Source organism: Bradyrhizobium betae (genome assembly GCF_008932115.1).
Lineage (GTDB): Bacteria > Pseudomonadota > Alphaproteobacteria > Rhizobiales > Xanthobacteraceae > Bradyrhizobium > Bradyrhizobium betae.
In genome coordinates this window covers 5,025,283-5,049,889 of record NZ_CP044543.1, presented here as the reverse complement: position 1 = coordinate 5,049,889, position 24,607 = coordinate 5,025,283, and the positions used below count along the sequence as shown (strand labels likewise).

General features: G+C 64.2%; 27 protein-coding genes and 1 other RNA gene. 9 read left to right on the top strand and 19 right to left on the bottom strand.

Annotation, left to right across the window (positions count from 1 at the left end; translation table 11 throughout):
• Nucleotides 1–80: 80 nt before the first annotated feature.
• A complete protein-coding gene (locus F8237_RS24205; protein ID WP_151648584.1) occupies nucleotides 81–611 on the bottom strand; it encodes a chromate transporter in 531 nt (176 codons plus the stop codon).
• On the bottom strand, nucleotides 608–1,213 hold the full coding sequence (locus tag F8237_RS24200) for a chromate transporter (protein WP_151648582.1): 606 nt from the start codon (nucleotides 1,211–1,213) through the stop codon (nucleotides 608–610). The genes F8237_RS24205 and F8237_RS24200 overlap by 4 nt, the downstream gene beginning before the upstream one ends.
• Before the next feature lie 96 nt (nucleotides 1,214–1,309).
• Between F8237_RS24200 and ssrA the strand changes: the two genes are divergently transcribed.
• From ssrA to feoB, 7 genes are all read left to right on the top strand, one after another.
• Nucleotides 1,310–1,684: a transfer-messenger RNA gene (ssrA, locus tag F8237_RS24195) on the top strand.
• Between the two features lie 114 nt (nucleotides 1,685–1,798).
• Nucleotides 1,799–2,317 carry an SspB family protein gene (locus tag F8237_RS24190; RefSeq protein WP_151648580.1) on the top strand — a complete coding sequence of 173 codons (519 nt, stop codon included), beginning with the start codon at nucleotides 1,799–1,801 and terminating at the stop codon, nucleotides 2,315–2,317.
• Between the two features lie 89 nt (nucleotides 2,318–2,406).
• Nucleotides 2,407–3,840, top strand: coding sequence for a class II fumarate hydratase (gene fumC / locus F8237_RS24185; RefSeq protein WP_151650646.1), 1,434 nt, complete (start codon nucleotides 2,407–2,409; stop codon nucleotides 3,838–3,840).
• A gap of 278 nt (nucleotides 3,841–4,118) precedes the next feature.
• Nucleotides 4,119–4,307 (top strand): DUF4169 family protein, encoded by a 189-nt coding sequence (locus F8237_RS24180; RefSeq protein ID WP_151648578.1) that lies wholly within the window; start codon nucleotides 4,119–4,121, stop codon nucleotides 4,305–4,307.
• The gene (locus F8237_RS24175) at nucleotides 4,304–4,558 is read left to right on the top strand and encodes a ribbon-helix-helix domain-containing protein (RefSeq protein WP_014493044.1); all 255 of its coding nucleotides are present in this window, start codon (nucleotides 4,304–4,306) and stop codon (nucleotides 4,556–4,558) included. Before F8237_RS24180 ends, F8237_RS24175 begins: the two co-directional genes overlap by 4 nt.
• Nucleotides 4,559–4,674: 116 nt before the next feature.
• On the top strand, nucleotides 4,675–4,950 hold the full coding sequence (locus F8237_RS24170; protein ID WP_151648576.1) for a FeoA family protein: 276 nt from the start codon (nucleotides 4,675–4,677) through the stop codon (nucleotides 4,948–4,950).
• 21 nt (nucleotides 4,951–4,971) lie between these two features.
• The gene (feoB, locus tag F8237_RS24165; RefSeq protein ID WP_151648574.1) at nucleotides 4,972–6,843 is read left to right on the top strand and encodes a ferrous iron transporter B; all 1,872 of its coding nucleotides are present in this window, start codon (nucleotides 4,972–4,974) and stop codon (nucleotides 6,841–6,843) included.
• A gap of 269 nt (nucleotides 6,844–7,112) precedes the next feature.
• Here the strand turns inward: feoB and F8237_RS24160 are convergent, their stop codons facing one another.
• From F8237_RS24160 to soxC, 14 genes are all read right to left on the bottom strand, one after another.
• Nucleotides 7,113–7,397: a hypothetical protein gene (locus F8237_RS24160; protein WP_151648572.1), complete on the bottom strand. Its 285-nt coding sequence runs from the start codon at nucleotides 7,395–7,397 to the stop codon at nucleotides 7,113–7,115.
• A 30-nt stretch (nucleotides 7,398–7,427) separates the two neighbouring features.
• A complete protein-coding gene (locus tag F8237_RS24155; protein WP_162006197.1) occupies nucleotides 7,428–8,579 on the bottom strand; it encodes an FAD-dependent oxidoreductase in 1,152 nt (383 codons plus the stop codon).
• Entirely contained in the window at nucleotides 8,566–9,096 is a 531-nt protein-coding gene (locus F8237_RS24150) for a cupin domain-containing protein (RefSeq protein WP_162006196.1), read from the bottom strand. Before F8237_RS24150 ends, F8237_RS24155 begins: the two co-directional genes overlap by 14 nt.
• A 112-nt stretch (nucleotides 9,097–9,208) precedes the next feature.
• Nucleotides 9,209–9,874 carry a TetR/AcrR family transcriptional regulator gene (locus tag F8237_RS24145; RefSeq protein WP_162006195.1) on the bottom strand — a complete coding sequence of 222 codons (666 nt, stop codon included), beginning with the start codon at nucleotides 9,872–9,874 and terminating at the stop codon, nucleotides 9,209–9,211.
• On the bottom strand, nucleotides 9,864–10,568 hold the full coding sequence (locus tag F8237_RS24140) for an ABC transporter ATP-binding protein (protein WP_151648564.1): 705 nt from the start codon (nucleotides 10,566–10,568) through the stop codon (nucleotides 9,864–9,866). Before F8237_RS24140 ends, F8237_RS24145 begins: the two co-directional genes overlap by 11 nt.
• A 3-nt stretch (nucleotides 10,569–10,571) precedes the next feature.
• Entirely contained in the window at nucleotides 10,572–11,258 is a 687-nt protein-coding gene (locus F8237_RS24135) for an ABC transporter ATP-binding protein (RefSeq protein WP_244625956.1), read from the bottom strand.
• Between the two features lie 32 nt (nucleotides 11,259–11,290).
• Entirely contained in the window at nucleotides 11,291–12,265 is a 975-nt protein-coding gene (locus F8237_RS24130; RefSeq protein WP_151648560.1) for a branched-chain amino acid ABC transporter permease, read from the bottom strand.
• Entirely contained in the window at nucleotides 12,265–12,864 is a 600-nt protein-coding gene (locus F8237_RS24125) for a branched-chain amino acid ABC transporter permease (protein ID WP_162006194.1), read from the bottom strand. Before F8237_RS24125 ends, F8237_RS24130 begins: the two co-directional genes overlap by 1 nt.
• Nucleotides 12,855–13,148, bottom strand: coding sequence for an ABC transporter permease subunit (locus F8237_RS37255; RefSeq protein WP_151648556.1), 294 nt, complete (start codon nucleotides 13,146–13,148; stop codon nucleotides 12,855–12,857). Before F8237_RS37255 ends, F8237_RS24125 begins: the two co-directional genes overlap by 10 nt.
• A 29-nt stretch (nucleotides 13,149–13,177) precedes the next feature.
• Nucleotides 13,178–14,440 carry an ABC transporter substrate-binding protein gene (locus F8237_RS24115; protein ID WP_151648554.1) on the bottom strand — a complete coding sequence of 421 codons (1,263 nt, stop codon included), beginning with the start codon at nucleotides 14,438–14,440 and terminating at the stop codon, nucleotides 13,178–13,180.
• A 523-nt stretch (nucleotides 14,441–14,963) separates the two neighbouring features.
• On the bottom strand, nucleotides 14,964–15,281 hold the full coding sequence (locus tag F8237_RS24110; RefSeq protein WP_151648552.1) for a hypothetical protein: 318 nt from the start codon (nucleotides 15,279–15,281) through the stop codon (nucleotides 14,964–14,966).
• A gap of 32 nt (nucleotides 15,282–15,313) precedes the next feature.
• A complete protein-coding gene (locus tag F8237_RS24105) occupies nucleotides 15,314–15,784 on the bottom strand; it encodes a DUF302 domain-containing protein (protein WP_151648550.1) in 471 nt (156 codons plus the stop codon).
• An 11-nt stretch (nucleotides 15,785–15,795) separates the two neighbouring features.
• Nucleotides 15,796–16,344, bottom strand: a complete 549-nt coding sequence (locus F8237_RS24100; RefSeq protein WP_151648548.1) for a c-type cytochrome — start codon at nucleotides 16,342–16,344, stop codon at nucleotides 15,796–15,798.
• Nucleotides 16,331–17,602, bottom strand: coding sequence for a sulfite dehydrogenase (gene soxC / locus F8237_RS24095; protein ID WP_151648546.1), 1,272 nt, complete (start codon nucleotides 17,600–17,602; stop codon nucleotides 16,331–16,333). Before soxC ends, F8237_RS24100 begins: the two co-directional genes overlap by 14 nt.
• A 223-nt stretch (nucleotides 17,603–17,825) precedes the next feature.
• Between soxC and F8237_RS24090 the strand changes: the two genes are divergently transcribed.
• Both F8237_RS24090 and F8237_RS24085 read left to right on the top strand, forming a co-directional pair.
• Complete coding sequence (locus F8237_RS24090; protein ID WP_162006193.1) at nucleotides 17,826–18,323, top strand: GNAT family N-acetyltransferase; 498 nt, start codon at nucleotides 17,826–17,828, stop codon at nucleotides 18,321–18,323.
• A gap of 72 nt (nucleotides 18,324–18,395) precedes the next feature.
• The gene (locus F8237_RS24085) at nucleotides 18,396–19,079 is read left to right on the top strand and encodes a class I SAM-dependent methyltransferase (protein ID WP_310473023.1); all 684 of its coding nucleotides are present in this window, start codon (nucleotides 18,396–18,398) and stop codon (nucleotides 19,077–19,079) included.
• Between the two features lie 13 nt (nucleotides 19,080–19,092).
• On the opposite strand, the gene F8237_RS24080 is transcribed toward F8237_RS24085, so the two are convergent.
• The 3 genes from F8237_RS24080 to F8237_RS24070 all read right to left on the bottom strand — a co-directional run bounded on the left by F8237_RS24080 (nucleotide 19,093) and on the right by F8237_RS24070 (nucleotide 24,467).
• Nucleotides 19,093–19,326: a hypothetical protein gene (locus F8237_RS24080; RefSeq protein WP_151648544.1), complete on the bottom strand. Its 234-nt coding sequence runs from the start codon at nucleotides 19,324–19,326 to the stop codon at nucleotides 19,093–19,095.
• A 34-nt stretch (nucleotides 19,327–19,360) separates the two neighbouring features.
• Entirely contained in the window at nucleotides 19,361–20,479 is a 1,119-nt protein-coding gene (locus tag F8237_RS24075; RefSeq protein ID WP_162006403.1) for a DUF2336 domain-containing protein, read from the bottom strand.
• A 340-nt stretch (nucleotides 20,480–20,819) separates the two neighbouring features.
• Nucleotides 20,820–24,467, bottom strand: a complete 3,648-nt coding sequence (locus tag F8237_RS24070; RefSeq protein WP_151648540.1) for an AsmA family protein — start codon at nucleotides 24,465–24,467, stop codon at nucleotides 20,820–20,822.
• Between the last annotated feature and the right edge of the window lie 140 nt (nucleotides 24,468–24,607).

The following is a 24,607-nucleotide window of genomic DNA, read 5'->3' as shown; positions in this document are numbered from 1 at the left end:
ACTCTTAAGTCACGAGCACTGTTGTTCTAATCGGCTTGGAAGTTGATCCCCTCGCCCGCACCACTGCCTAGCGATTTTCATCACACAATGCCAGCAAAACCCAACAGGCCCCCGGCGAGCAAAAGCCATAGTGGATTGATGCGCGAGACCGAGGCTATCACTGCAACCGTCGCGGTCAGAAGCAGTGCAGCAATGGTGCGATCGGTCGACTGGGCAAGGATCAGGGCGCTCGCTGCCATCAATCCGATCGAGAGCGGAACCAGTGCAGCCTGAATCAGGCCGGGCCAGCGCGATCGGCTCGGCCGGTTCAGGAGACGGCTGACATAATAGGCAAGCAGCGCCGTCGGCAGGCACATCGCCAGCGTTGCCGCCAGCGCACCGGGGATGCCGGCGACGGCATAGCCGATTAACGTAACGATAAGCACGTTTGGACCTGGAGAGAGTTGCGCGATCGCGTAGGCGTCGGCGAACTGCTTGTCGGTCATCCAGTGATGCACGTCGACCGCGATGCGATGCATCTCGGGCACGGCCGCCGCGGCGCCGCCGACCGCGAACAGCGACATCAAACCAAAGGTGGTGATCAGCGCCCAGATCGGATTCTGGTTGTTCATGCTGCTACCTTCCGCCGCATCAGGAAGGTCACGCCGATGCTGATGGGGATCGCAACCAGCAGCACCGCCTGGAGCGGCAGGCGGAGCACGCCGATGGCGGCGAATACGCCGAGCATCAGGATCAGCGCGACGACATCCATTCGCTTGAACAGCGGCGTCATCATGCGGAACACCACCGCGATCAAGAGGCCGACCGCCGCGCAGGAGATGCCCGCGAGGATACGGCGCAGCACCTCCACTTCGCCGAACCGGGCATAGACGATGGCGAACACGATCATGATCAGCGTCGGCGGCAGCAACAGCCCGGTAAAGGCGGCACCCCCGCCGGCAATCCCGCGCAGCCGCGACCCGAACACCATCGACAGATTGACGATATTGGGCCCGGGCAGGAAATGGCAGAGCGCAAAGGTCTCGTTGAACTCGTCCGCCGTCATCCAGCGATGCTGATCGACAATGGCGTGCCGGGCAAACACCAGGACCCCGCCGAAACCGGCCAGCGACATCCGGGCAAAGGCCAGGAACAGTGCCGGCAAACCAGGTGGAGCGGCTGGGGTGGCGGGGATACCCGGCTCTTGAGCGGCCGGTGCTGAATCCGTGGACATGTCAGGAGCTTAGAACGCAGACGGCTGCAGAGCCAAGATCAGACCCAAGACCGCCCGGAACCTATCCAAAGGGAACCTCGCCCGGGCCGCTCGAAACACCTGTCATTTGAAACCTTTGCCCCCTATATTGGGGGTGCCGGTTCGCCGGCTATGGAAATAAACGGTCGTCGCAATAAACCATTCGGACCCGGGGGCGGTACCCGGCGCCTCCACCAAAGCTCATCGTTCGGCGGGCTTGGCCCACTCGCAGGTGAGCTTCGGCGGGGGCGAAATAGGATCGACGAGGGCGTAAAGGGCGAACTTTTTCCCGGTATTGTTCCGCCGTTATCGGGCTATGCAATAGTTGCCAACGACAACTTTGCTCCGGTTGCTCAGGCTGCGTAACGCAGTTTGAAAGACCATTCTGAAGTCCTAACGGGTTAAGCTCCGTTAGGCGGGGTTCGGAGGCACCTGGCAACAGAAGCCTCCACTTACCTTTTAATTCATTCCCGGCGGGGACTCCTGCTGACCCGTCAGGCGCGGTACTATTGCGGCTTGGCGAGTCGGGCCGGCAGGGCCCAGCTCCTGGAATGCAACAGGACCACCATGGCGACCGATCATATCCGATACGATGTGCTGGCCCGCGACGCGCTGCGCGGCGTGCTGCGGAAGGTACTGACCGATGCCGCGGCCCATGGACTTCCGGGCGAGCATCATTTCTTCATCACCTTCGTATCGAAGGCCGATGGCGTGAAGATCTCGCCGCGGCTGCTCGCACAATACCCGGAGGAGATGACGATCATTCTCCAGCACCAGTTCTGGGATCTGACCGTGCTCGAGGACCGCTTCGAGGTCGGCCTGTCCTTCGGCGGCATTCCGGAGCGGCTGATCGTGCCGTTCAGCGCCATCAAGAGCTTCCTCGATCCGTCCGTGAAATTCGGCCTCCAGTTCGACACCTCCGACGTCGCCGAGGTGGCGTCCGAGACGTTGGCGGCAGCTCCCGCGCCGTCGGCGGTCGCTGTGCCCGCGCCTGCCGCCGAGACTGCGGACAGCACGGAAGCGCCGTCGGCCCCGAGCCAGGGCGGCGCCGAAGTCGTTCGGCTCGATCGTTTCCGCAAGAAATGATCTAGGTTGGGCGCGAAGCCATCGCGCCCGCCCAAACTGCCTATATAGAAGAGCACATGAACAGGCTGCGCGACGTTTCGCGCGGCAGAATGGATGTGCTCATGGCCAAAGCTGCCCGCCCGAAGACTATGTCTCCCGCCACCCGCATCGAGACCGACAGCTTCGGTCCGATCGAGGTCCCCGCCGATCGCTATTGGGGGGCTCAGACCGAGCGCTCGCGCCAGAATTTCCGCATCGGCATCGACCGCATGCCGATCTCGCTCGTGCATGCGCTCGGCATCGTCAAGCTCGCCGCCGCACAGTCCAACCAGGAGCTCGGCCTGCTCGACCAGCGCCGCGCCAACGCAATTATCCGCGCCGCCCGCGAGGTGATCGAGGGCAAGCTGGACGACCATTTTCCGCTCGTGGTGTGGCAGACGGGCTCCGGCACCCAGAGCAACATGAACCTCAACGAGGTGATCGCCAACCGCGCCAACGAGCTGCTCGGCGGCGAGCTCGGCGCCAAGAAGCCGGTGCATCCCAACGATCACGTCAACATGAGCCAGTCGTCCAACGACTCGTTCCCGACCGCCATGCATATCGCGGCCGCAAGCCGCATCCACGCCGATCTCGTCCCTGCCCTCGGCGAGCTTCTCCGCGCGCTGCGCAAGAAGGAAAAAGAGTTCGCCAAGATCGTCAAGATCGGCCGCACCCACACCCAGGACGCGACGCCCCTGACGCTCGGCCAGGAATTCTCCGGCTATGCCGCGCAGGTCGAAAGCGGCATCGCCCGGCTGAAAGTCGCGGTGAAGGAGCTCTATCCGCTGGCGCAGGGCGGCACCGCCGTCGGCACCGGCCTCAATTCGAGCCCTCGCTTTGCAAAACTGTTCGCAAAGCGCGCTGCCGGGATCACGAAGCTCCCCTTCACCAGCGCCGCCAACAAATTCGAGGCGCTGGCCTCGAACGACGCGTATGTGCTGGCGCACGGCGCCATCAACTCGGTCGCGACAGGCCTGTTCAAGATCGCCAACGACATCCGCCTGCTCGGGTCGGGCCCGCGTTCGGGCCTCGGCGAGCTGATCCTGCCGGAGAACGAGCCGGGCTCCTCGATCATGCCGGGCAAGGTCAATCCGACGCAGTGCGAGGCGATGACCATGGTGTGCTGCCAGGTGTTCGGCAACCACACCGCCATCACGGTCGCCGGCAGCCAGGGCCATTTCGAGCTCAACGTCTACAAGCCCGTGCTGGCCTACAACATGCTGCACTCGATCCGCCTGATGGCCGATGCCGCGCGCTCCTTCACCGAGCATTGCGTCAGCGGCATCCGAGCCGACGAGAAGCGCATCAAGGAGCTGATGCAGCGCTCGCTGATGCTGGTGACGGCGCTCGCCCCGAAGATCGGCTACGACAACGCCGCCAAGGTGGCCAAGACCGCGCATGCCAACGGCACCACGCTGAAGGAGGAGGCGCTCCGCCTCGGCTTGGTCTCCGCGGACGAGTTCGACCGCCTGGTGCAGCCGGAAAAAATGACGCGGCCCGGCTGAACTCCGAATTCCGATAGCCATCCGTAATGATACGGAGGCCCGGGGCACACAAATATGACGCCTGGGGGGTAGGATTTGATTACCGTCAATGTCGCGGCGGGACGGCGTGCTACGCAGGTCCATCCGCCCTTGACGGGGCGAAATTCATCGTTTGATGGCCCGAGAGGCCGATTGACGAGGACGAGCGAATGGCGATCAAGTCTTGTAGGGCGCAACGCGGCGCCTTGTTTCTGGAAGTTTCATCCTGCCTGAAGAGGAGCGGATGATGGAGACGCGGCATGGGGAACGTCATCAACCTGAATCGTTTCAGGAAGCGCGCCGAACGGGAAACCTCGGCGAAGCAGGCGGACGCCAATCGGGCGAAGTTCGGCCGCACCAAGGCGGAGCGGTCGGTGGAGGAGACGCGCGCGGACAAGGCGAAGGGGCACCTGGACCAGCATCAGATCGATCGCGAGGATCAGTCATGAAGTCGCCCGTCGTGAAACGATCGATCGTCGTCGCAGGCCACAAGACCAGCGTGAGCCTGGAAGAGGCATTCTGGAACGGCATGAAGGAGATCTCGGGCCTGCGCAACATGACGCTGTCCGAGCTCGTCGGCGAAATCGACGGCAACCGCCAGCAGGGCAATCTGTCCTCGGCGATCCGCCTGTTCGTCCTCGACTACTTCAAGAGCCGCGCCATGGCCGCCATCCAGCCGGAAAAGGTCCCGGCCCAGTAGCGGCCGGGGCGCTTTCCCGCAGCGCCCCGCCGTCTGCACTTTAAAATCACTCTAAGGTGCGGCTTCGGCGCGCGAAGCGAGCTTGACCTCAATGCCCTGCGTTGAAAATACAGGGCATGACCGACAACAATGATACGCGTTCGCAAATGCCGCTGGGCCTGGCCCAGCGCGGCTATACCGGCGTCATTCAGCACCTCTCCGCTGGGGATGCGGGTTCGGCTCTCTCCGACATCGAGCTGGAAAGCCGCCTGATCGAGCTCGGCTTCGTCGAGGGGGCCCGGGTCGAGGTCCTGCACGAGGGGCTGGTCGGGCGCGACCCGATTGCCGTGCGGGTCGACAACATCACGATCGCGGTCCGCCGTCGTGAAGCCATGGCCATCATCGTCGCCTGACGCGACCGGATATTTGATTCCATGGAACTGCCCCTCCTGCATCTCGCCCTGGTCGGCACGCCAAACAGCGGCAAGACCTCGCTGTTCAATGCCCTGACCGGCAGCCGGCAGAAGGTCGCGAACTATCCGGGCGTCACCGTCGAGCGCAAGGAAGGCTTCTTCGTCACGCCGCTCGGACGCCAGGTCTCCGTGGTCGACCTGCCCGGCACCTATTCGCTGCGCGGCCGCAGCCCGGACGAGGAGATCACCCGCGACTTCGTGCTCGGCAAGGCCAGCGGCGAGACGGTGCCCGACCTCGTGCTGTGCGTGGCCGACTCCACCAATCTGCGCCTGACCATCCGCCTGCTGCTGGAGCTCAAGCGCACCGGCCGGCCGATGATCCTGGTGCTCAACATGTTCGACATCGCTACCCGGCGCGGTATCACGGTCGATGTCGAGCGGCTCGCCGGGGAACTCGGCGTGCCCGTGGTCACCTCGATCGCGGTGCGCAAGGGCGGCACGGCCGACCTGCTCGCGCTGACCGACGAGATCTCGGCAAGGCTCGCCGCCGAGCCGCAGGAGAACAGCTGGCGCGCGCTCAGCGTCGCCGAATTGCGCGCCACCCAGCGCGAGGCCGACCGCATCATCACCGATTGCGTCAGCCTGCCAAGCCGGCCCGACACCTGGACCGCGCGGATCGACGCCGTGGTGCTGCACCCCGTCGGCGGGCTCATCGTGCTGGCGCTGATCCTGTTCGTGATGTTCCAGGCGGTGTTCGCCTGGGCGCAGCCGCTGATGGAGCTGCTCAACTCAGGCTTCGACGCGCTCGGCGAATTGGTGCACGCCACCCTGCCCGCCGGCCTGCTGCAGAGCTTCCTCCAGAACGGCGTCATCTCGGGCGTCGGCAGCGTCATCGTGTTCCTGCCGCAGATCATCATCATCTTCCTGTTCATCCTGCTGCTGGAAGATTTCGGCTACATGGCGCGCGCCGCGTTCCTGATGGACCGCATCATGGGCGGCGCCGGCCTGCACGGCCGCGCCTTCATCCCGCTGCTGTCGAGCTTTGCCTGCGCCATCCCCGGCATCATGGCGACGCGCGTGATCGACAACAAGCGCGACCGGCTGACCACGATCCTGATCGCGCCGCTGATGACCTGCTCGGCGCGCATTCCGGTCTACACGCTGATCATCTCCGCCTTCATTCCAGCCAAGGAGATCTGGGGCTTCATCAACCTCCAGGGCCTCGTGATGTTCGGCCTCTACGCCGCGGGCATCACCAGCGCGCTTGCCGTCTCGTTCCTGATCAAGTTCTTCATGCTGCGCGACTATGCGCCGGCGCCGTTCATGCTGGAGCTGCCGGACTACAAGATGCCGCGGCTGAAATCGATCGCGATCGGCGTCACCACGCGGGCCAAGATGTTCCTCTACCGCGCCGGCACCACGATCTTCTCGATGATGGTGCTGATCTGGTTCCTGGCCTCGTTCCCGCAGCCGCCGGCGGGCAGCACCGAGCCCGCCATCGACTTCAGCCTCGCCGCGATCATCGGCAAGGCGATCGAGCCGCTGCTCGCCCCGGTCGGCTTCAACTGGCAGATCGCGGTGGCGCTGATCCCGGGCATGGCGGCGCGCGAGGTCGCGGTCGCGGCGCTCGGCACCGTCTATGCGATCGAGGGCGGCAAGGAAGCGGCCGAGCAGATCGGCCAGGTGCTGGCGACGAAATGGTCGCTCGCCACCGCGCTGTCGATGCTGGCCTGGTACATCTTCGCCCCGCAATGCGCCTCGACGCTCGCCGTGATCCGGCGCGAGACCGGAAGCTGGACCTGGATGGCGGTGACGTTCAGCTACATGCTGGTGCTGGCTTATGCGGCGAGCCTTCTGACGTACAATGTCGCAGTGGCGCTCGGGGCGGGGTAAAGCTCCTCCGAACCAAAGACCTCCAAAACAACCCCATGCACAGTAGACCGACGCTGTGAGATCAACGGGTTACGCGGCTGCAAAAAATCTTCCGGCCGTAGCACGGATGGAGCGCCGCGAAATCCGGTATCTCACCCCGCAGCTCGTGGGATGAGCAGAGCCTTCCTTGTGCGCCCATCCGGCACGCCTTCGGAAAATCCGTTGACCCGTCGGGCAAAACAGGAGCATGATGGCATCATCCCGAAATTGACAGGGCTGCCTCGGCACGCTCACGAGCTCCGCAAGGCCTGCTCGTGCGTGATGGCCTGCTCCAGCGAGTTGAGCAAGTTCTGCACGTCGGCGATGTCCTGAGCGCGGCCGAGGAAGACGACGGGATAGATCATCGCGTCCTGCGCCAGATAGCGGCGCTTGTCGATCAGCATCTGCCGCAATTTTTGCAGGTTCTCGAGCGGATCGCCGATCGTCACTTCGCCGAAATCCTCGGTCGGTTTGGCGTAGCCGGACGTATCTGCCAGCGTGTCGTATTGTTCGGGGGCAGGCGGTTTCTGAAACATGGGTAACCCTTTTGGCAAGATTGGATGGCGTCAGGCGAGGCTGGGCAGCGGACCGTTCACTGCGTTCATGTCCGGCATGTCGAAGCGCATGTTGGGAATGTCGGCGCTCAGCAAGGGGCGGAGCGCGGGATCGCTGAAGAAGATATCGTTCTTGGGGTCGAGCCGTCCCTCGGTGATGCCTTCGGCGAACTTCTGGGTGAAGTGCACGAGGGGGCGGATCTTCGCTTCCCACGCCGTGAGCGCGTCCGACAATGATCCCTTCAGCAGATCGCTCGCGCCGAGGGAATAGGCCGTCATCATCGCGGAGTTCGCACCCTGCCCCAGCGCCGGCGTCATGCCGTGTGCTGCGTCGCCGATCAGGACGCATTTGCCGTAGTGCCAGGCCGGCGGGAAGACGGAATGATATTCATCGTAGTGACCGGCTGTACCGACACGGTCGATATAGCGGCCCAGCGTTGGAAAGGTCTCCTTCCAGAGTTCCGGTTTGATCGGCATCTGCAGTGCTTCGGAATCCGAGAGCAACGCCACCAGGATCATGTACATGGTCTGCGACGAGCACGGCAGAAGCCCGATGCGGCGTCCGCCGGGATCGTTGTACTCAATGGCAACACGGTCGTTGCCATCGGGGAAATCGCCCGGATGGATCGGGATCAATAGGCGGATCGCACCCTTTCGATGCGTGCCGAGGGGAAGCGCGCCCGCGACCGATTTTCTCACCACCGACTGGATGCCGTCGGCCGCAACGACGAGGTCGGCCTCGAGCCGGCGCCCGCCTTCCAGATGAAGTACGCCATCACGCTCGGCGCCGATAACCCGCGAGCCGACCTCGATGCTCACGCCCGCTTTGGCTGCCGCTTCGGCCAGCGGATCGACCAGCGCCTGCCGCTGGAACATCACGATGCGACCGCCCGTTGCGGAAAACGGCTCGTACTCATGCGTCGTCTGGCCGGAACTCAGGCGGATGATCCACCTGTTGAGTTGATGTCCGCGCGTCTCGATGACGTCATGGAGTCCCAGGGCCTCGAGAATGCGCAGTCCATTCTCGAAGATCGGCAGACCATTGCCACCTGCACGCAAGGCATCGCTTCGTTCGTGCAGCCTGACCGACCAGCCGCTCCGAGCAAGCTTGATGCTCGCGACAAGGCCCGCGATGCCGCCACCTACGATCTCAGCCGAGGGCATCAGTGCATCCCCCGAGCGCATCGTGCCAGATCTGCGGGAGCGAACCCGACGCGCCTTCGAGCGGATCGAACACCGGAACCGCGACGCGCCTGCTGCGTTCGACCATCCGTGCATATTCCTCGACATAGCCGAGCCTGAAATCGTGGATGGCGTGGCCGAGCGGAAACGCACCCGTCAGGCGCAAATCTTCTGTGATCGACTCTCCGAAATGCCCGACACCTGCAGGGATCACGACGAAGTCGCCCTTCGTCATCGTGACGCTCACGCCCTCGGGACCGCCGAAACGGCCGACCAGCGTGCCACGGGTGACCGCGATCAATTCATGGGTGTCGCTGTGAAAATGATGCCGCGGATACATGCCGAACGAACTGTGCCAGTCCGTCGGCCATTCGTTCCTCCGGAACAGATCCTCGATATCCAGCGGCCGCATGTCGAAGGCCTGGCGATAAATCAGGACCGGCAGGCGCGAATTCGGAATGCGCCCGTTGCCTTTCAGCACATGTGTTTCGATGTTCATAGGTGAATTCTCCCAGAGCATTCGCGCGCCGTTCGGCACGCCTTGCGGCAAATGAATTGCTGTATCGACGGGCGCGACCGCATCCCGTTTCGAAAGGGACCGATCCCGTCCTTCAGGCGGGATTGCGCATCGTGAGACCGTCGAGAAAGATATCGATACCGTCGGCGTAGACCTGTTCGATCGTGCGTTCGTAGAACGTCGTCCGCCCGGCCACGGCAAGGTAGGCGTTGCCCATCCATTGCCCCCACAGGGACAGCGTCGCCGCCCGCGCATCGACGGGCCTTGCCTCCCCGCGCGCGATTCCGAGCTTGATTGCTTCCTCGATCGCGAGAATGCCGTCATTCAGCCGCGCGCTGATCTTTGCGGCGGCCTCGGCGGGCAGCGTTTCCTTGCGGCCAGGCATAAAGAAGAACGACAGCGTCGTGAAATATTCGGGATGGACACGGAAGAAGTTCATATAGCCCGTGGCCATCCGAAACAGATTGTTGCGGACCGAGTCGTTACGGTCGAAGGACGTCGTCAGCACGGTGATCATCTCGTCGAGGTCGCGGAACAGCAATTCCTCGTACACTTCCTGCTTGCTCTTGAAGTACAGATAGATCGTTGCCCGGGAGATGCCCGCGACATCAGCAATGTCGTCGATCGTCACCGACGCGTAATCGCCGGCGAGAAAGATTGTTTTCGCTGCGTCGAGGATCTCGGCACGCCGGCGCACGATGCGCTTCGAGCGACGCCGCTCCTTGACCGCTTCAGGATCGTGTTTGTCGTCAGATTCCAAGATAGGCACGCCTCAATCCATCATCCCGCAGAAGGGTGGCGCCGAGCCCATGCATGGCGCCTCTCCCGCTTTCCAGCACGTAAGCGTAGTCGGCCGTCTCGAGCGCGTGGACGACCTGTTGCTCCACGATCAGGATCGGAACGCCCTGGTCGCGGATCGTTTTCACCAGCCTGAAGACTTCCTCGACCAGCATCGGCGCGAGACCGAGCGTCGGTTCGTCCAGCATCAGCAGGCGCGGACAGGACATCAGGCCGCGTCCGATCGCACACATCTGCTGCTCGCCGCCCGACAGGGTTCCGGCGAGCTGGTCGCGGCGTTCGGCCAGGCGCGGCAGAAGATCGAAGATGAATTCGAGCTGCTGCCTCCGTCGTCCGCGCGCCGCCTTGCCATAAGCGCCGATCTCCAGATTCTCCAGCACGCTCATGAAGGGAAATAGCCGCCGACCCTCCGGCACGTGAATGAGACCGAGTTCAACGACCTTGTGCGGCGTCAACCGCGAAATGTCCTTGCCGTCGAGCTCGATGCGCCCGCTCCGGTTCTTCACCAGCGCGGATAGCGCCGATAGCGTCGTGGTCTTGCCGGCGCCATTGCTGCCCACCAACCCGACGATCTGCTTCTCGCCGACGTCGAACGAGAGCTGCTCGACTGCCTGAACGTCTCCGAAGCGAACACTGAGATCACGGACACGCAGCATCGGTCAGCTCCCCGAAGCAGCGAAATTGGCGCCGAGATACGCCGACAGGACGACCGGATTGCGCGTGACCTCTTCCGGCGCGCCCGTTGCGATCGGCTCGCCGTTCTGGAGAACCAGGATATGATCCGAAAGCTGCATGACTGCGCTCATGTGATGCTCGATGACCACCAGGGCAATTCCCCGCTCCTTGAGCCTCTGGATGAAGCCGATCATCCGCTTCACCTCGATCGGGATGAGACCACCCATGACCTCGTCGAGCAGGAGCGCACGAGGCCCCGTTGCGAGCACCTTGGCCATCTCCAGGCGCTTGCGATCGCCGATCGGCAGCTGTCCGGCGGAGACGTCGCAGAGGGCGGACATATCAAGGTCTCTCAGTACCTGGCGGGCAATGTCGCGAGCCATCTCGATCGATCGCGCTCGAAGCATGGCACCCATCACGACATTATCGAGCACGCTCAGGCCGCGAAAGGGTTGCACGATCTGAAACGTTCGCGCCAGACCGGCCCGGCACCTGCGCTCGGGGGACAACCCACCCAGATCGCCGTCGTCCAACGACACCGACCCGGCGTCCGGCTTGATGAATCCGGTCAACAGGTTGAAAACCGTGGTCTTGCCAGCGCCGTTCGGGCCGATGATCGATAATATCTCGCCCGGGCGCGCCGTGAAGCTGACGTTCTTGACCGCCGTCAAGCCGCCGAAACGCTTGGTCAGGCCCGTCGCTGTCAGGACCGCCACGCCAGCCTCCGCTTCAGGAATGCGTGGGCCGAAGGTCCAATGCCCATCGGAGCGGCAAGCAGCACCAGAATCACGATGGCGGCGTAGGCGAGTTGCGTGAGGCCGGAAATCTGGTCGCCGAGATAGACCTGCATGACGACGGACACGACCGACACCAGCAGCGCGCCGACAATGGGACCATAGGCCGTGCCGAGTCCGCCGAGGATCGCCATCAAGGCGAAATTGAGCGACAGGTTCAGGCCCATTACGCTATCGGGATCGATGTAGAGATAATACTGCGCGTGCAGCGTTCCGCAGATGCTGATGAGGCCGGCGGACAGCGCGAAGACCCCGATGCGCAACGGCAAGGTACGAATGCCCAGCGCACGCGCAGCGTCGTGGTTCTCCCGGAAGGCCACCAGTGCGTAACCGACCTTGCTGGCGGCAATGATCCGCGTGATGACGTAGAAAATAACCACGAGGCCCAGCGCGAGATAGGTGTAGATCAGTTTCTTCGCGAAAATCAGATTCTCGGGACTGGGCCGCAGCGGAATCGCGAGGCCCGACGATCCACCAGTGAAGTCCCGGAGGTTGATGGCGCTGATATGGACGACGGCGCCGAAGGCCAGCGTCGACATCACGAAGAACGAGCCTTTCAGCCGCATCGTGACGGCGCCCAGCAGCACGGCAAGTATTCCGCTGAGGATGGCGCCGAGCCACATTCCGATGAGCGGACTGATGCCGGCTTTCAGGAACAGGATGGTCGAGACATAGGCGCCGATTCCGTAGAAGGCCGCATGACCAAGCGAGAGCTGTCCCGCATAGCCACCGCTTAAATTCCAGGCCAGCGATGCCGCGGCGCCGAGGAACGCGAGCGTGACGGCCGCGACGACGAACGCATCGGAAAAGATCAGCGGCAGCGCGGCCAGGATGACAAACCCGGCGATCGGCAACCCAAAACGAAACGCAGGAGACTTTTTCATCAGGTGACGTCCATCACTTCTGCGCCCTTCCGACCGAGGAGACCGTTGGGACGCACGGCGAGGACGATCATGAACAGCACGAAATAGACGAGCTGCTTCATCTCTCCGCCGGCGAAATATCCGGTAAAGGACTCCACCAAACCGATCAGCAGGCCCGCAATCACCGCGCCGGCGATGCTGCCCATGCCGCCGAGGACGACGATGACGAAAGAGATGAGGATCATGTCGGCGCCGGTGTAGGGATTCACCGGAAACAGCGGCGAGAGGAGAATGCCCGCCGCCCCCACCAGCGCACAGCCGAGCGCGAAGGTCACTGCATAGACCCGGTCGACATTGATGCCGACCAAACGGGCCGACCGGCGATCCTGGGCCGTCGCTCGGATCGCAGTTCCGACATAGGTATATTTCAGGAACGCCGCCAAGCCGCCCGCCAGCGCCAGCGCCACGACGAAGACTGCGACGCGCAGCCAGGACACATACAAGGGACCGATCTGAAAGGCCACCGTCGCGTAAGGTGTCCTGACCGTGCGGAAGTCGGACGTGAACAGCGACAGCAGGAGATTTTGCAGGAACAGGGATAGCGCGAATGTCACGAACACCTGCACCACATGGGGGCTTCGAGCGTCGGACGGATCAGCAAGCGCTCGGTGAGAAGACCGAGGCCGAACATCAGCGGTACGACCGCGATGCTTGCGACGAACGGATCGACCCCGACGCGCTGGAACATGAAATAGGTCATGTACATCGCGATCGTCAGATACTCGCCATGTGCGAAGTTCACGACGCGCAGGACGCCGAAGACCAGCGTCAAGCCGACGCTGATCAACGCGTACACTCCGCCGATGAACAAGCCCGACAGCGCGAGCTGGATAGCGATGTCCATGGTTCTCGTCCGCCCCGACCCGGCTCGCCTTACCGTGCGTTCCAGGCAGGCAGCGGCACCATGATGGCGTCGCGGACCTTGTTGGCCTGCGGATAGACCGAGATCATCTTCTCGCCCTGCCACTGGATGACGCTGCCAACGGCGCGCTGGTTCTGGCCCTTGTCGTCGAACTTCAAACCCCAGCCGTTGATGTACGAGCCGACGGGAACGTCGGCTTTGAGCGAGGCTTCGCGGAGATCGGCGGCATTGTCGGAGGCCGCCTTGGCGAGAATATCCCGTGCGAGCGCGATGCCGACGACGAACCCCAGCGATTCCTGGACCGCGGGCGCCACCTTGAATTTGGCCTCGTAGCGCTTGACGAATTCATCGCGGTCCGCGCGTGCCTCGGCCGAGAGAGAATTGACGTTGGCTTCGAGCGGGAACGACGACGAGAAGATACCGTTGACGTCCTTGCCGATCGCCTCTGCCAGCGACAGGGTGGAGTGGCCGGCGCTGGTACCCACGAACGCCCTCGGGCTGTAGTTCATCTCCTTCATCTGGCGCTGCAGAAGGATGGCGTCGTTGATGAACTGGGTCGCGATGATCACGTCCGGGTCGAACGAGCGCAGCTTCAGCACCAGCGGCGACAGGTCGGTGGTCTTGGCGGAATAGAGCTCGCGCAGTCCGATCTTGATGCCGAGCTTTTCGGCCTGTTCGATGGCGGCCTTGGAGACATCGACACCGAACGCCGAATCCTCGGCAATGACGGCGACCTTGAGGTTCTTCGGCTCGATCTTCAGCATCGGCGCGATCACTTCGGCGGTGTAGATCGGAGCAGGTTGTCCGAGTCCGGCCGCGCTGAGGCCCATGCGGAACACGTTCTTGAAATCACGCTCCGTGTAGTTGTTGGCGACCGCCATGCCTTCCCAGTAGAAGGCGCCGTTGCGTTCCGCCTCCTGGCTCGCCACCATGCCGACGGCGCTCGTCGAACTGCCGGTGAAAATGCGCACGCCTTCCCGCGATGCAAGGCGATTGGTCTCGCTGATGGCGGCCTGCGGGCTGTTTCCATCGCCCTTGAACAGCTGGATCTTGCGGCCCTTGATGCCGCCGCGACCGTTCATCAGGTCGATGGCCACTTCGACCCCTTGAAAATTCTGGTTGCCGAAGACGGAATTGCCGCCTGTCAGCGGGAAGATGCCGCCGATCTTGATCGGCTCGTCGGCGAATGCCGTGCGAGATGAAAGAACCGCCGGCGCCGCTGCGAGAAGGCCGAGAACCGTTCGGCGCGAAGCGTGATGCTTGGACTGAGACATTGCTTACCCCCTTGTGAAACCGCGATCGGCGCAGCCGAAATTCCCGGCCCGCCTCGTGACGAAATATCCGCGCGCGTATCTGCCCCGGCGGGCACGGCTCGAAGCGATGGTGAGATGCGTTGGAATCCGGAGGCTGATTGCTCCGCCCTGATCGGGGATCGCCGCCGAAGCTCTTTGGTCCAGCCCATGGGCCGGATTCGAGTTCCGCGAGCTCTGTTTTCCTGAACAACTCACAATGGATCATCCATTTATTAGATGTATTTGAGTTATAGTTCATAAATTAGACGTGTAAATATATTTCGTCTAATTTTTTTGAGCGACGACCTGTCGCAGCTGCGCAGGCCAGCGGGCTCACTTCGGCGCCGTTGGGATCGGCAAGCCGATTCACAGCTCCGGCGCTGCCGTTGCCGTCGACGCGAAGGCTGGGCAGAGGTGTGAAAATCCAGGCTATGGCTGATGCGCCGGCTGACCGGTCGGGGCGAAACGGGAGCGCGATGGCAGCATTGATCCGCTGCGTTGCCCCTCAGCGCTGGCTGCCCTGTGCATCGTCCGGATCGGTTTCCGCCTCCGGGATCAGCACGGCGGGTTCGTCATAGCCTTTGCGGCTGCTGTAAAATACCAGCGCCATCAAGCCGACGCCGACGACCAGCGAGAACACGACGCCGAGTACCAGCGCGACATAGCCCGACGCCGGCACGCTGGTATCGGTGCTGATCCAGCCGAGATAGCCGAGAACGCACGCGGCGACGAGCATCGCGCAGAGCACTGCGATGACAGTCCATCTGGCGAGCCTGCCGCCTTGCGGAAGGGATGATGCGGGTTGTCCGTCAGTGCTGTTCATGAAGCTCTCCTCACGCGGCCGTCGCGCCACGCTTACGGTGCGGTGGCCTTGGTCGCGATCGCATGCAGGGCCCCGGTCATCGCAGTCACGGCAGCCTTGGCAGGCTCACCGACACCATGACGCCCGGCGAGATAGGCGGGATCGTTGTAACTGAGCCAGGTTACGCCCTGCTCGTCCTGCCAGACCAGCGCCTTCAGCGGCAAATCGATGCCGACAGTCTGCGCTTGCTGCATCAACGGCGTGCCGCCCTTGGCGTTGCCGAAGATGATGAGATCGGTCGGCCGCAAGTTCAGGCCGACAGCGCTGGCACCCGCCGCATGATCGACATGGGCAAACACGGTGAGGCCCTTGGCCTTCACTTCGGCTTCCAGCCGCTTCATCGTATCTGCCGGCCCGAAACTGCTCTTGATGGTGATGAGTCCGTCTGCGGCCATCGCCGGTGTCCCCCATGAACATGTCGCTGCAATTACAGCGAGGATCTTGATCAGCGCCGAAAGCTTCATCCGCCGCTCGCTCACTTCTTGCGGAACAGCTTTGCCGGGTCGAATTCCGGCTCCGGAATGAAGCCGTCGCGATTGGGCATCCTGATTTTCGGCAAGGACTCCCTGTCGACCTTGCCGTCGGCGGCAACGATGCCGTTGAGGCTGAGGATGTAGGCGGTGACGGCATAGGTCTCGTCGACGCTGAGCGAGCCCGGTGTCGAATACGGCATCGCGCGATGAATGTAGTCGTACAACGTCGTCGCATAGGGCCAGAAACTGCCGACAGTCTTGACCGGCACGCTGGACGCGAGCGTGCCCTGACCACCGGCGAGACGATCCTTGATGCCGCCCTGGCCGTTCTCGCCGTGACAGACCGCGCAATTGTCGGAGAAGACCTGCTTCCCCCGCGCAGCCGTACCGCTGCCGTCAGGCAGGCCCTTGCCGTCAGGCCCGACGTCGATGTCCCACAGCTTGATCTCCTCCGGCGTCGCCGGTCGCCCGAAATCGAAAGCCAATGCAGGCGCCGCGAGCAGCCCGATGGAGACCAAAACAGTGAGGAACAACTTGCTATGCGAGGACATTGCGGACCCTCCCGGCCTCGTCGATGCTCCAGGTCTGCTGGGCGTTGTAGTGGAACAGCGCATTGGTCCCCATCGCGGCGATGAAGGACTGCCGGTCCGGCTGAGCGTTACCCTGGTCGTCCGTCGAGCGGCTTACGATCCTGGTCGGCTTGCCGTCCCAGACCCAATCCATCTGAAAGCGCACCTGCGCCTTGGACAGCACCGGCTGGCTCAGTTGTGCTTGCTTCCATGTCCTGGCGCCGTCGGTCGAAATCTCGACCTTGGCGATCCTGCCATGGCCGCTCCAGGCCAGACCGGAGATGCGGTTGTCGCCCGGCTTTATCTGCATCATGCCCGAGGGCTGGGTGATGACGGAGTTGGTCTCCATCCGCAGCTGGAACTGCCGGGCCTTGCCGTCCGCGAGCAGTTGCGTGTAGCGCGCCGTCTCCCAGCGCGTCATCCAGGGCGCGTTGCCGAACTTGAGGCGGCGCAGCCACTTGATGTTGAGGTTGCCCTCGAAGCCCGGCATCACCAGCCGCATCGGAAAGCCGTGCGCCGGCCGCAGCGGCTCACCGTTCTGCCCATAAGCGACGAAGGCCTCGTTCATGATCTCGTCTGTGAGGGGAATGCTGCGATCGACGCCCGCGCCGTCGCCACCTTCCGCCAGCATCCAGTTCGAGCCCTGGTCCTTGCTGACGAGCTCGATCAGGAATTTGAGCGGCACGCCGGTCCATTCATTGGTGCTGACGTGGCCATGCGTGTTCTGCACCGTGAGATCTGGATCGGCCTTTTTCCAGTTCTCCCATCCGTTACCGGTGCATTCGATGAAGACCACGCGCGTGATCGACGGCATGCGCTTGAGATCGTCCACGCTGAAGACCTGCGGCTTGCCCACCATGCCATGGATGAGAAGCCGGTGTTGCGCGGGATCGATATCAGGCACGCCGGAATGGCTGCGCTCGTAATGCAGATCGGTCGGGGTGATGTTGCCCACCAGCTTCTGGTGCGGGGTCTTGGAATTGATGGCATCGCCGGGATCGACGTTGCGCTTGCCCGGGGTGGCCTCGGGAATCCGGTCGATCCTGGCGAAACGGGAACGTTCGCTGTGTGCACTGAGATCGGCGCCGGGCGCGCGATCGGGAACATCGGCCAACGTCTCGGCGCCGGCTGCCTCGGTCGCAACCGCGCCAAGAATGCCCGCCGAGAGGCTTCCCACGAAGCCGCGGCGCGACAGATTCGCAGGCCGCGGCAACAATTCGATTGGCGCCTTGGAGGTCATATCATCTCCCGTTGATATCGTGCTTTTTTGGAAATCGCGGCCGCTTTCATGTCGCGACATTTAGCGGACGCCGCGCAAATTGCTCGTTAGGTTGTGTTAGAACTCATGAGGAGCCACCGGACGTACGGCTGCGCGCCCGTTGACCCCTCGGGCAAAACACCGGCACAATCGCACCATCGGCTTCAGCGTCTTCAAGATTGCACCAAAGCGACTGCCTGCTTCCATGGATCACTTCAGCACGAAGAGCCTGACCGCCGAGAGACTGAACGAAAGCCACCTCGCCGATCTCGCCGCGCTCCATCTCGATCCGGAAGTGTCCCGCTATCTCGGCGGCGTGCGTGCACCCGAGGTCACGGCGACCTATCTCGCGACCAACATGGCGCATTGGGATCAGCATGGTTTCGGGCTGTGGGTGCTGCGAACGAAAGACGGCGCTTTCGCCGGACGGGCCGGCATCCGGCATCTCCTCGTGGACGACATCGACGAGATCGAGATCGCCTATGCCTTCAAGCGCGAGTTCTGGGGCCAGGGGTTAGCGAGCGAGGTCGCAATCGCGCTGACGGACATCGGGCTGTCGCACCACGAACTGCCCTCCCTCATCGGCCTCGTCTATGTCGATAACGGCGCGTCCCGCCGCGTGCTGGAGAAGGCGAATTACGTTCTCGAGAAGAACACCGTGCGTCATGGCGAGGACGTGGTGATCTACCGCATGCGGCGATGAAAGGCGGGCTCGTAGCTCGTAGGATGGGTAGAGCGCAGCGGAACCCATCGCGCCTCAGCACGCTCAGCAGCAATGATGGGTTTCGCTGCGCTCTACCCATCCTACAGACTGGATCGACGTCGAATGAATTCTGACGCGGACAACATCGTCGGATTGTACCGCCGCCATGCAGCGGCATGGTTACGTCAGCGAGGACGCGAACTGACGGAGCGCAAGTGGCTCGACCGGTTTGTCGCGCTCCTGCCCGCAAAGCCTAAAGTGCTCGATATCGGTTGCGGCCCCGGCGAGCCGATCGCGCGCTATTTGCTCGAAACGGGGTGTGTCGTCACGGGGATCGACGCCGCTCCGGAAATGATCGACATCGCAAAGGGCAGTCTTCCCGACGCGACCTGGCTCGTTTCGGACATGCGCTCATTGACCTTGAACGCGACGTTCGATGGCTTGCTCGCCTGGAACAGCTTCTTCCATCTGAACCCTGAGGACCAGCGCCGGATGTTTCCGGTCTTTCGGCGGCATGCCGCCGGCGGAGCGGCGCTGATGTTCACCAGCGGCCCATCATTTGGGGAAGCCATCGGGAGCTTTGAGGGCGAGCCGCTCTATCATGCAAGTCTTGACGCGACCGAGTACCGCCAATTGCTCGACGATAGCGGCTTTGACGTCGTCGATCATGCGGTCGAAGACCCCGAATGCGGGCGGCTGACCATCTGGCTCGGACGTCTGCGCAACGCGGCTTCGCCCGCGAGCGTCAGCTCGTAGCTCGCAAGATGGCTTACCTGAAATAGCCCAGCACGAGATCGGTATCCGAACTGCCGGCGACGGTGCCGTTCAGCTCGGCGTCGATGACGCGGCGACAGGCTTCGATCGCGGCGTGGTCGCCGAGATCGTTGGCGGCTTCCAGCACGAGCCAGGCGACATCGACCGTGGCCTTCTCCGGAGCCGACCCGCTCGTCTCGGCGGTGAGGCTTTTGGTCTTGCGAACCGCGGTGCCGAATTGAGGCAACATTGCAGATACTCCCCTTCGAATTCCGGGATGATGCTCAGTGCACCTGTTGGAGCTCGGGCTGACGGCCCGCGTCGGCACCCGCCGTCTTGCGGGACTGGTAGAATTTCAGGACGCTGCGCGAGGTCTCGATCTTGAGCCGGCCGAACTCCCGCTCGCTATCGTGGAGCTCGCGCGCCGTGATCAGATGATCCTTGGCGCCGAGGAACAGCAGCGACATCGTCGTATCCCAAGAAAAATCAAGCGCCTTGCACAGCACCAGGATCATCTCGCGGTTGCGGTCCATCATCGCGCGCTCGATCACGTCGACCGGCAGCGACGACAGCAGCGACAGGCCGATCTGCACCTCGTCGAAACGGTGCTGGCGCGCATAGTTCGAGATCGAGTCCTGGTTGAGGTTGCCCTGCCGGTACTGCGTCGTCACCACGCGCTTGGCGACGAAATAGCTGCGCGAGGACGGACCGAACTTGGATTGCAGATCGCCGGTAACCTCGGTCACCGAGCTCTGGATCTGCGACATCATCTCGGGGCGCTCGCTCTCGAGCCGGCGGCGGACGTCTTCCGACGCCTTCGAGATCAGCTGCTGGAAGATGTGGCGCGGCACGTCCTTGCGCAGGCCGAGCTGCTCGGCGAGGATCGAATCGCCCTCGGCACGTCTGACCATGTGAAGCAGGCCCGAGCCTGAAAAGCGTGCGCCCTCGTTCCTGGCGACGGAGGTCACGACCTCCTGGTCGCCGCGCTTGACCAGCACGTCGGTGACGGCCTCGCCGATCGACTTGCGCTGGGCGATCGCCAGCAGGTGCGACTGGCCCTTGGTCAGGGCGCTCTCGACCAGCATCTTTTCGTCGATCCGCGTGGAGTCGCGCAGCACGGGACCGGCGACATCGATCTCGTCATCGAGGGCGAGCTTGGCGATGACGTTGAGCGGGGCGTGATCGCAGCCCGCCATCAGTTCGGAGAGCTGCGCCCGCGCGGCAACCTCGATCTCGTCAGCAAGCCGGCCGATGACCTCGCCGAACGTGCTGATCTCGTTTTCGCTGTAGCGGCCGGTGATCAGGATGTCGGTCGCATGCCACAATGCCTTGGCCCGGCTTTCATCGGAGCCGCGCGCGATTGCGTCGTCCAGATCCTGTAGAAGCGATTTCGCCCCATTCATATCGATCACCCCAATTCTTCCCAGTTCTTGGCGAGCCCATCCTGCTTGTGCTGGCAGGATGCCGAATTCCTCTGGGAACAGACATTAGGGAACAAACGCTGGAATCCGGTAAAGTCGGCAGATCAGTTTTGCTGACGAGAATTCATTCAAATGCGAGGGAATGGGTTTACCGGCGGGTAAGGCGGGAAGTTTGGCTCCCTCTCCCGCTTGCCGATGAAGCTGGAGGCACTGATGCCTCCCCGGCGTCATGGCCGGGCGCGTCCCGGCCATCCACGCCTCACCGCACGCGCCCAAGACCGTGGATGCCCGGGACAAGCCCGGGCATGACGACCTAATCGCCTTACGGATTCGACGGCGTCAGGACCAGCGGCGGTTTCGGCTTGGGCTTTGCCGGCGGCGGGCCCGGGGCGGGTCTTACCTCGATCGGCGGCGGCAGCGGTGCGACCTGGCTTGTGATCGGAGGACTCATGAGTGGAGGACTTGCAATTGATGGGCTTGGCGCGGCAGGTGCGGCCTGCGGCGCCTTCGGCGTCGGCGCGGCTTTGGGCTTCGGCGGCGCACGGCGCGGGTCGCGGCCGGGCATCGGCACGTCGGTCAGCGACGGCTCCGGCGCAGGGTCCGGCGACACCAGCGTCGGCAGCGCGGCGGTCGCCGGCGGCGGCTCGCCGCGCTCGATCGCATCGAGCCGGCGGGTCTCCCGATCGATGGTGCGCACCGCAAGCCATGACGACAGCGGCGCCAGATCGACGGTGCGGTTCAGCCTGTCGGGGGGACCCGCCGCGAACAGCTGGATCTCCGGCGGGGCGCCGGACAGCCCGGTCATGATCGGCGTCAGGCTGGCACGGATGTCGGCCTGGTCGGCGGGAATGTCGTAGCCGCCGGACACGATGGCGCGGGCGTTCTTCGCCTCGAGCGGCGTCGCACCGACGCGCAGGCGTCCGTCGCGGATCGTGAACGGGATCTGTGCCGAGGCGACCGCGATCGGCGCGGCGGCAAGCGCGGGCTCGACCAGTTGCCGCAGCCTGACATCGTCGGCGACCTGGCCGCCGTCGCTGGCGCGGATGGCGATCTCGAAGGCTCGCGGATTGAGGCCGGCGATCTCGGCGGACTCCAGCGTCACCGTGCCGTTGCCGGCGAGCGCGCCGGTCAAGGCCGCGACGCTGCGGCCCTGGCTCGTCAACGCCATCTGGATCGACGCACGCCCCTTGGGCAACGCGAGATCGCGGTAACGCAGCGCCGTCGCATCGACATTGCCAAGATCGATGCGTGCATTCAGCGTCAGACCGTTGGCGCCATTCCTCGCGTCGAGGCTCGCCGACATCTCGCCGCCGCCGACGCCGCCCTTCAGCGCATCGAGCGCGAGCGACTGGCCGTCGCTCCTGATCGTGCCGCCGACGGGACGCAGCTCGATGCCGCCGGGCAGCGTGCCGCGCAGCGCCTGGAAAGCGACGCGGCCGCGCCAGCCGCCGAGAAGCCCGGAGCTCAGCGGCTCGCCGGCATCATGTCCGGCAGCGCCGATCGCCATCGCGAGCGCCGGCATCAGGTCGAGCGAGTCGAGGCCGACTTCGCCATCGACGCTCTTCTCCTGATCCAGCGTCACCGACAGATGGCCGCGCAGATGCGAGCCGGCCGCGCTGCTGTCGAGATCGTCGAAGGTCAGGCGATTGCCTGACAGCCCGACGCGCGAGGACAGGCTGACATTCCGGGTCGATGTATCGGTCGGACTGGTGCCGAACAGCGGCGCCAGATTGGCGTTGCGCACGCGCAGGTTCACACTGGCCTTTGGCTCCTGCGCGGACAGATCGACGCTGCCCTGCGCATCCGCGTCCAGGCCGCCGCCGCCGAGCTTCGCGGTCAATTGCATCGGCCGGCGCCAGGCGCCGGTCACCTTGCCTTCGAACTGCGAGGCGCCCTCGCCCGCGGCCATCACGCGATCGAGCCCGAGCAGCGCCAGCAATGCACCGGCCTGCGGCGTCGAGGCTTTCGACTCCAGCGTGAAGTCGCTGTTGCGCAAGCGGTCGATATCGATGCCGTCGACGGAAGCGGCCGGCGTCTGCGCGACAAGCGTCGCGGTGGCCTTGAGCTGCGGCGCGTCGAGGTCGAGCACGGCGCGAGCGTCGCTGCGATCGGCATGCTCGGCATTCCTGTCGAGGCTGAGGTCGAGCTTCAGGCGGGTCGCGCCTGGCAGCGGAGGGAGAGCGTCGAAGCGTGCGCGCACTGCAGGCGCAAACGGCTCGAGCAACGCGGTGAGCTCGCGCATCGAACTGGCGGCAGATTTCAGCGCGAGCTTGCCGGTGGCCTTGACGCGGTCGAAGCCGCCGCTCGCCTCCGTGGTCACGCCGCTGGCCTGGCCGAAGCGCAACTGCTCCAGCGACAGCGCCGCCGGCCCGTAGCCGAGCTTTGCCGTGAACGGCCGCAGCTCCTGGCCCGCGGAGATCGCGCGGCCGACATCGAGCGACAATTTGGCTTCCTCCGGCCATTCGCCCTGTGGGCCGCCGAGCGCGCGGACGAAGCTCGCGGCGGCGTCGAGATCGAGACGGTCGGCCTTGAGCTCGGCGTCGATCCGCGAGCCCCTGCTCGCGCCGGTCTGGACGAAGGCAATACGGCCCTCGACCGCGCCGCCTTCAATATCGGCCTTCAGCTTGTCGATGGCGAAATGGTTGGCGGCAATCGTCACGTCGCCGGCAAGCCGCAGCGGCCGCGTGCTGCGGCGGTTGACCTCGCTGCGGCCCTGGAGCCACGCCACCAGCGTATCCGGGTCGGCCGACTCCACGCTGAGACGGCCGCTAAAGCTGTCGGCGCCGGGCGTGGCCCCGTTGAGCGACAGCTGCGTCATGCCGGGCGCGCGCAGCTCGAGCCGCTGGAAGGTCCAGGACCGGCCGTCGGTCTGAAGCTCCGTCGTGATGTTCTGGAGCGGGCGGCCACCGAGCATGATCTGGTCGGAGTTGAACTCGATCTGCGCCGGGATCGGCGCCTGCGGGATCGCGGCGAGGCCCGCGCGCAGCGCCGGCAGAACGCGCAGCGGCTCGGCATCGTCCTTGCCGACGAGCTTGTCGGCATCGACCTGGCGCGCCGACAGCACCGCCCGTAGCAGCGGCGAGGCGCCGAACCTGAGATCGCCGACGCCGCCGACTTTCAACGCGTTGTCATCGGCGCCGACGCTGACATCGACCTGATCGAATTTGGCCCCTGCCGGATCGGCCTTGAGCTTCGTCGTGAGCTTCCATGGCGTCGGCCCTGCCTCGCCTGCCTTCTTCGTCGCCGGCACAGCCAACGTCAGCGCACCGTCGAATTTCGGCAGGCGGTTGTCGAAGGCGAGCACGCCTTCGAGATCGGCGAGGATGGCGCGCTCGCCGGGATCGATGTTGAGGTGGAGGCGGGTGGCGCTGCCGTCGGCGCTCGGGCCGGAAGAGACGCGGAACGGGTAGCGCACTCCGGCGGCGGTGAATCGACCGTCGCCGCGCACCGAGCCCGCGAGCGAGCGCACGTCTCCGGAGAAGGCGATGTCGTTGAGCTCCAGCGTCGAGCGGCTGGCGGCGTCGTGCAGGGCGATGCGGCCGGTGAGGTTGACCCGCTCGATGGCCAGCGAGGCCAGATTGAAGGTGCCGCTCGCGGTGGACGGCAGATCGACCCGCCCCCTGGCGTCGAGGCCGAGATCCACCGCCATGCCGCCTACCGTCAGCTCGGTGGCGCGCCATTCGCCGCGCATCAGGGAGCTCAGGCTGAACTCGACGTCGAGCTTGTCGGCGCGCAGGCGGCCGAGATCGTTGTTGCCGCCGAAGGTGACCGCGCGCAGCCGCAAGGTCGGCGCCGGCAACAGCCGCGCGTCCAGCTCGCCCGCCACCCGCACCGGCACGCCGATGATCCGGCCGGCCTCCGCCTCGAACTGGGGCCTGAACTGGTTCCAGTCGATGAAGTAAGGCCCGATCAGCGCGGCCAGCAGCGCTAAGATGAAGGCAATCGCCAATCCGAGCAGCGTCGTCTGCACGGGTCTCCCCTCGGCCAAACCGTGACCCGGGCCAAACCTTGACCTGGAAGGTTTCAGGCGCGCCGGAACAGCCCCTTATATAGGGGGAAGTGTGGCGAAGTCACAGCGACTGTTGCGCGCGGCGGTTAACACCCCCGGGC

Bases quoted from the DNA above. Each gene is read 5' to 3' on its own strand.
- soxC (WP_151648546.1), bottom strand. From the start codon at position 17,602: ATGACCTCCAAGGCGCCAATCGAATTGTTGCCGCGGCCTGCGAATCTG.
- F8237_RS24190 (WP_151648580.1), top strand. From the start codon at position 1,799: ATGGCGACCGATCATATCCGATACGATGTGCTGGCCCGCGACGCGCTG.
- F8237_RS24150 (WP_162006196.1), bottom strand. From the start codon at position 9,096: ATGAACATCGAAACACATGTGCTGAAAGGCAACGGGCGCATTCCGAAT.
- F8237_RS24110 (WP_151648552.1), bottom strand. From the start codon at position 15,281: ATGAACAGCACTGACGGACAACCCGCATCATCCCTTCCGCAAGGCGGC.
- F8237_RS24170 (WP_151648576.1), top strand. From the start codon at position 4,675: ATGACCGACAACAATGATACGCGTTCGCAAATGCCGCTGGGCCTGGCC.
- F8237_RS24205 (WP_151648584.1), bottom strand. From the start codon at position 611: ATGAACAACCAGAATCCGATCTGGGCGCTGATCACCACCTTTGGTTTG.
- F8237_RS24080 (WP_151648544.1), bottom strand. From the start codon at position 19,326: ATGTTGCCTCAATTCGGCACCGCGGTTCGCAAGACCAAAAGCCTCACC.
- F8237_RS24180 (WP_151648578.1), top strand. From the start codon at position 4,119: ATGGGGAACGTCATCAACCTGAATCGTTTCAGGAAGCGCGCCGAACGG.
- F8237_RS24090 (WP_162006193.1), top strand. From the start codon at position 17,826: ATGGATCACTTCAGCACGAAGAGCCTGACCGCCGAGAGACTGAACGAA.
- F8237_RS24200 (WP_151648582.1), bottom strand. From the start codon at position 1,213: ATGTCCACGGATTCAGCACCGGCCGCTCAAGAGCCGGGTATCCCCGCC.
- F8237_RS24115 (WP_151648554.1), bottom strand. From the start codon at position 14,440: ATGTCTCAGTCCAAGCATCACGCTTCGCGCCGAACGGTTCTCGGCCTT.
- F8237_RS37255 (WP_151648556.1), bottom strand. From the start codon at position 13,148: ATGGACATCGCTATCCAGCTCGCGCTGTCGGGCTTGTTCATCGGCGGA.
- feoB (WP_151648574.1), top strand. From the start codon at position 4,972: ATGGAACTGCCCCTCCTGCATCTCGCCCTGGTCGGCACGCCAAACAGC.
- F8237_RS24105 (WP_151648550.1), bottom strand. From the start codon at position 15,784: ATGAAGCTTTCGGCGCTGATCAAGATCCTCGCTGTAATTGCAGCGACA.
- F8237_RS24155 (WP_162006197.1), bottom strand. From the start codon at position 8,579: ATGCCCTCGGCTGAGATCGTAGGTGGCGGCATCGCGGGCCTTGTCGCG.
- F8237_RS24100 (WP_151648548.1), bottom strand. From the start codon at position 16,344: ATGTCCTCGCATAGCAAGTTGTTCCTCACTGTTTTGGTCTCCATCGGG.
- F8237_RS24175 (WP_014493044.1), top strand. From the start codon at position 4,304: ATGAAGTCGCCCGTCGTGAAACGATCGATCGTCGTCGCAGGCCACAAG.
- F8237_RS24075 (WP_162006403.1), bottom strand. From the start codon at position 20,479: ATGAATGGGGCGAAATCGCTTCTACAGGATCTGGACGACGCAATCGCG.
- F8237_RS24130 (WP_151648560.1), bottom strand. From the start codon at position 12,265: ATGAAAAAGTCTCCTGCGTTTCGTTTTGGGTTGCCGATCGCCGGGTTT.
- fumC (WP_151650646.1), top strand. From the start codon at position 2,407: ATGGATGTGCTCATGGCCAAAGCTGCCCGCCCGAAGACTATGTCTCCC.
- F8237_RS24085 (WP_310473023.1), top strand. From the start codon at position 18,396: ATGATGGGTTTCGCTGCGCTCTACCCATCCTACAGACTGGATCGACGT.
- F8237_RS24160 (WP_151648572.1), bottom strand. From the start codon at position 7,397: ATGTTTCAGAAACCGCCTGCCCCCGAACAATACGACACGCTGGCAGAT.
- F8237_RS24140 (WP_151648564.1), bottom strand. From the start codon at position 10,568: ATGCTGCGTGTCCGTGATCTCAGTGTTCGCTTCGGAGACGTTCAGGCA.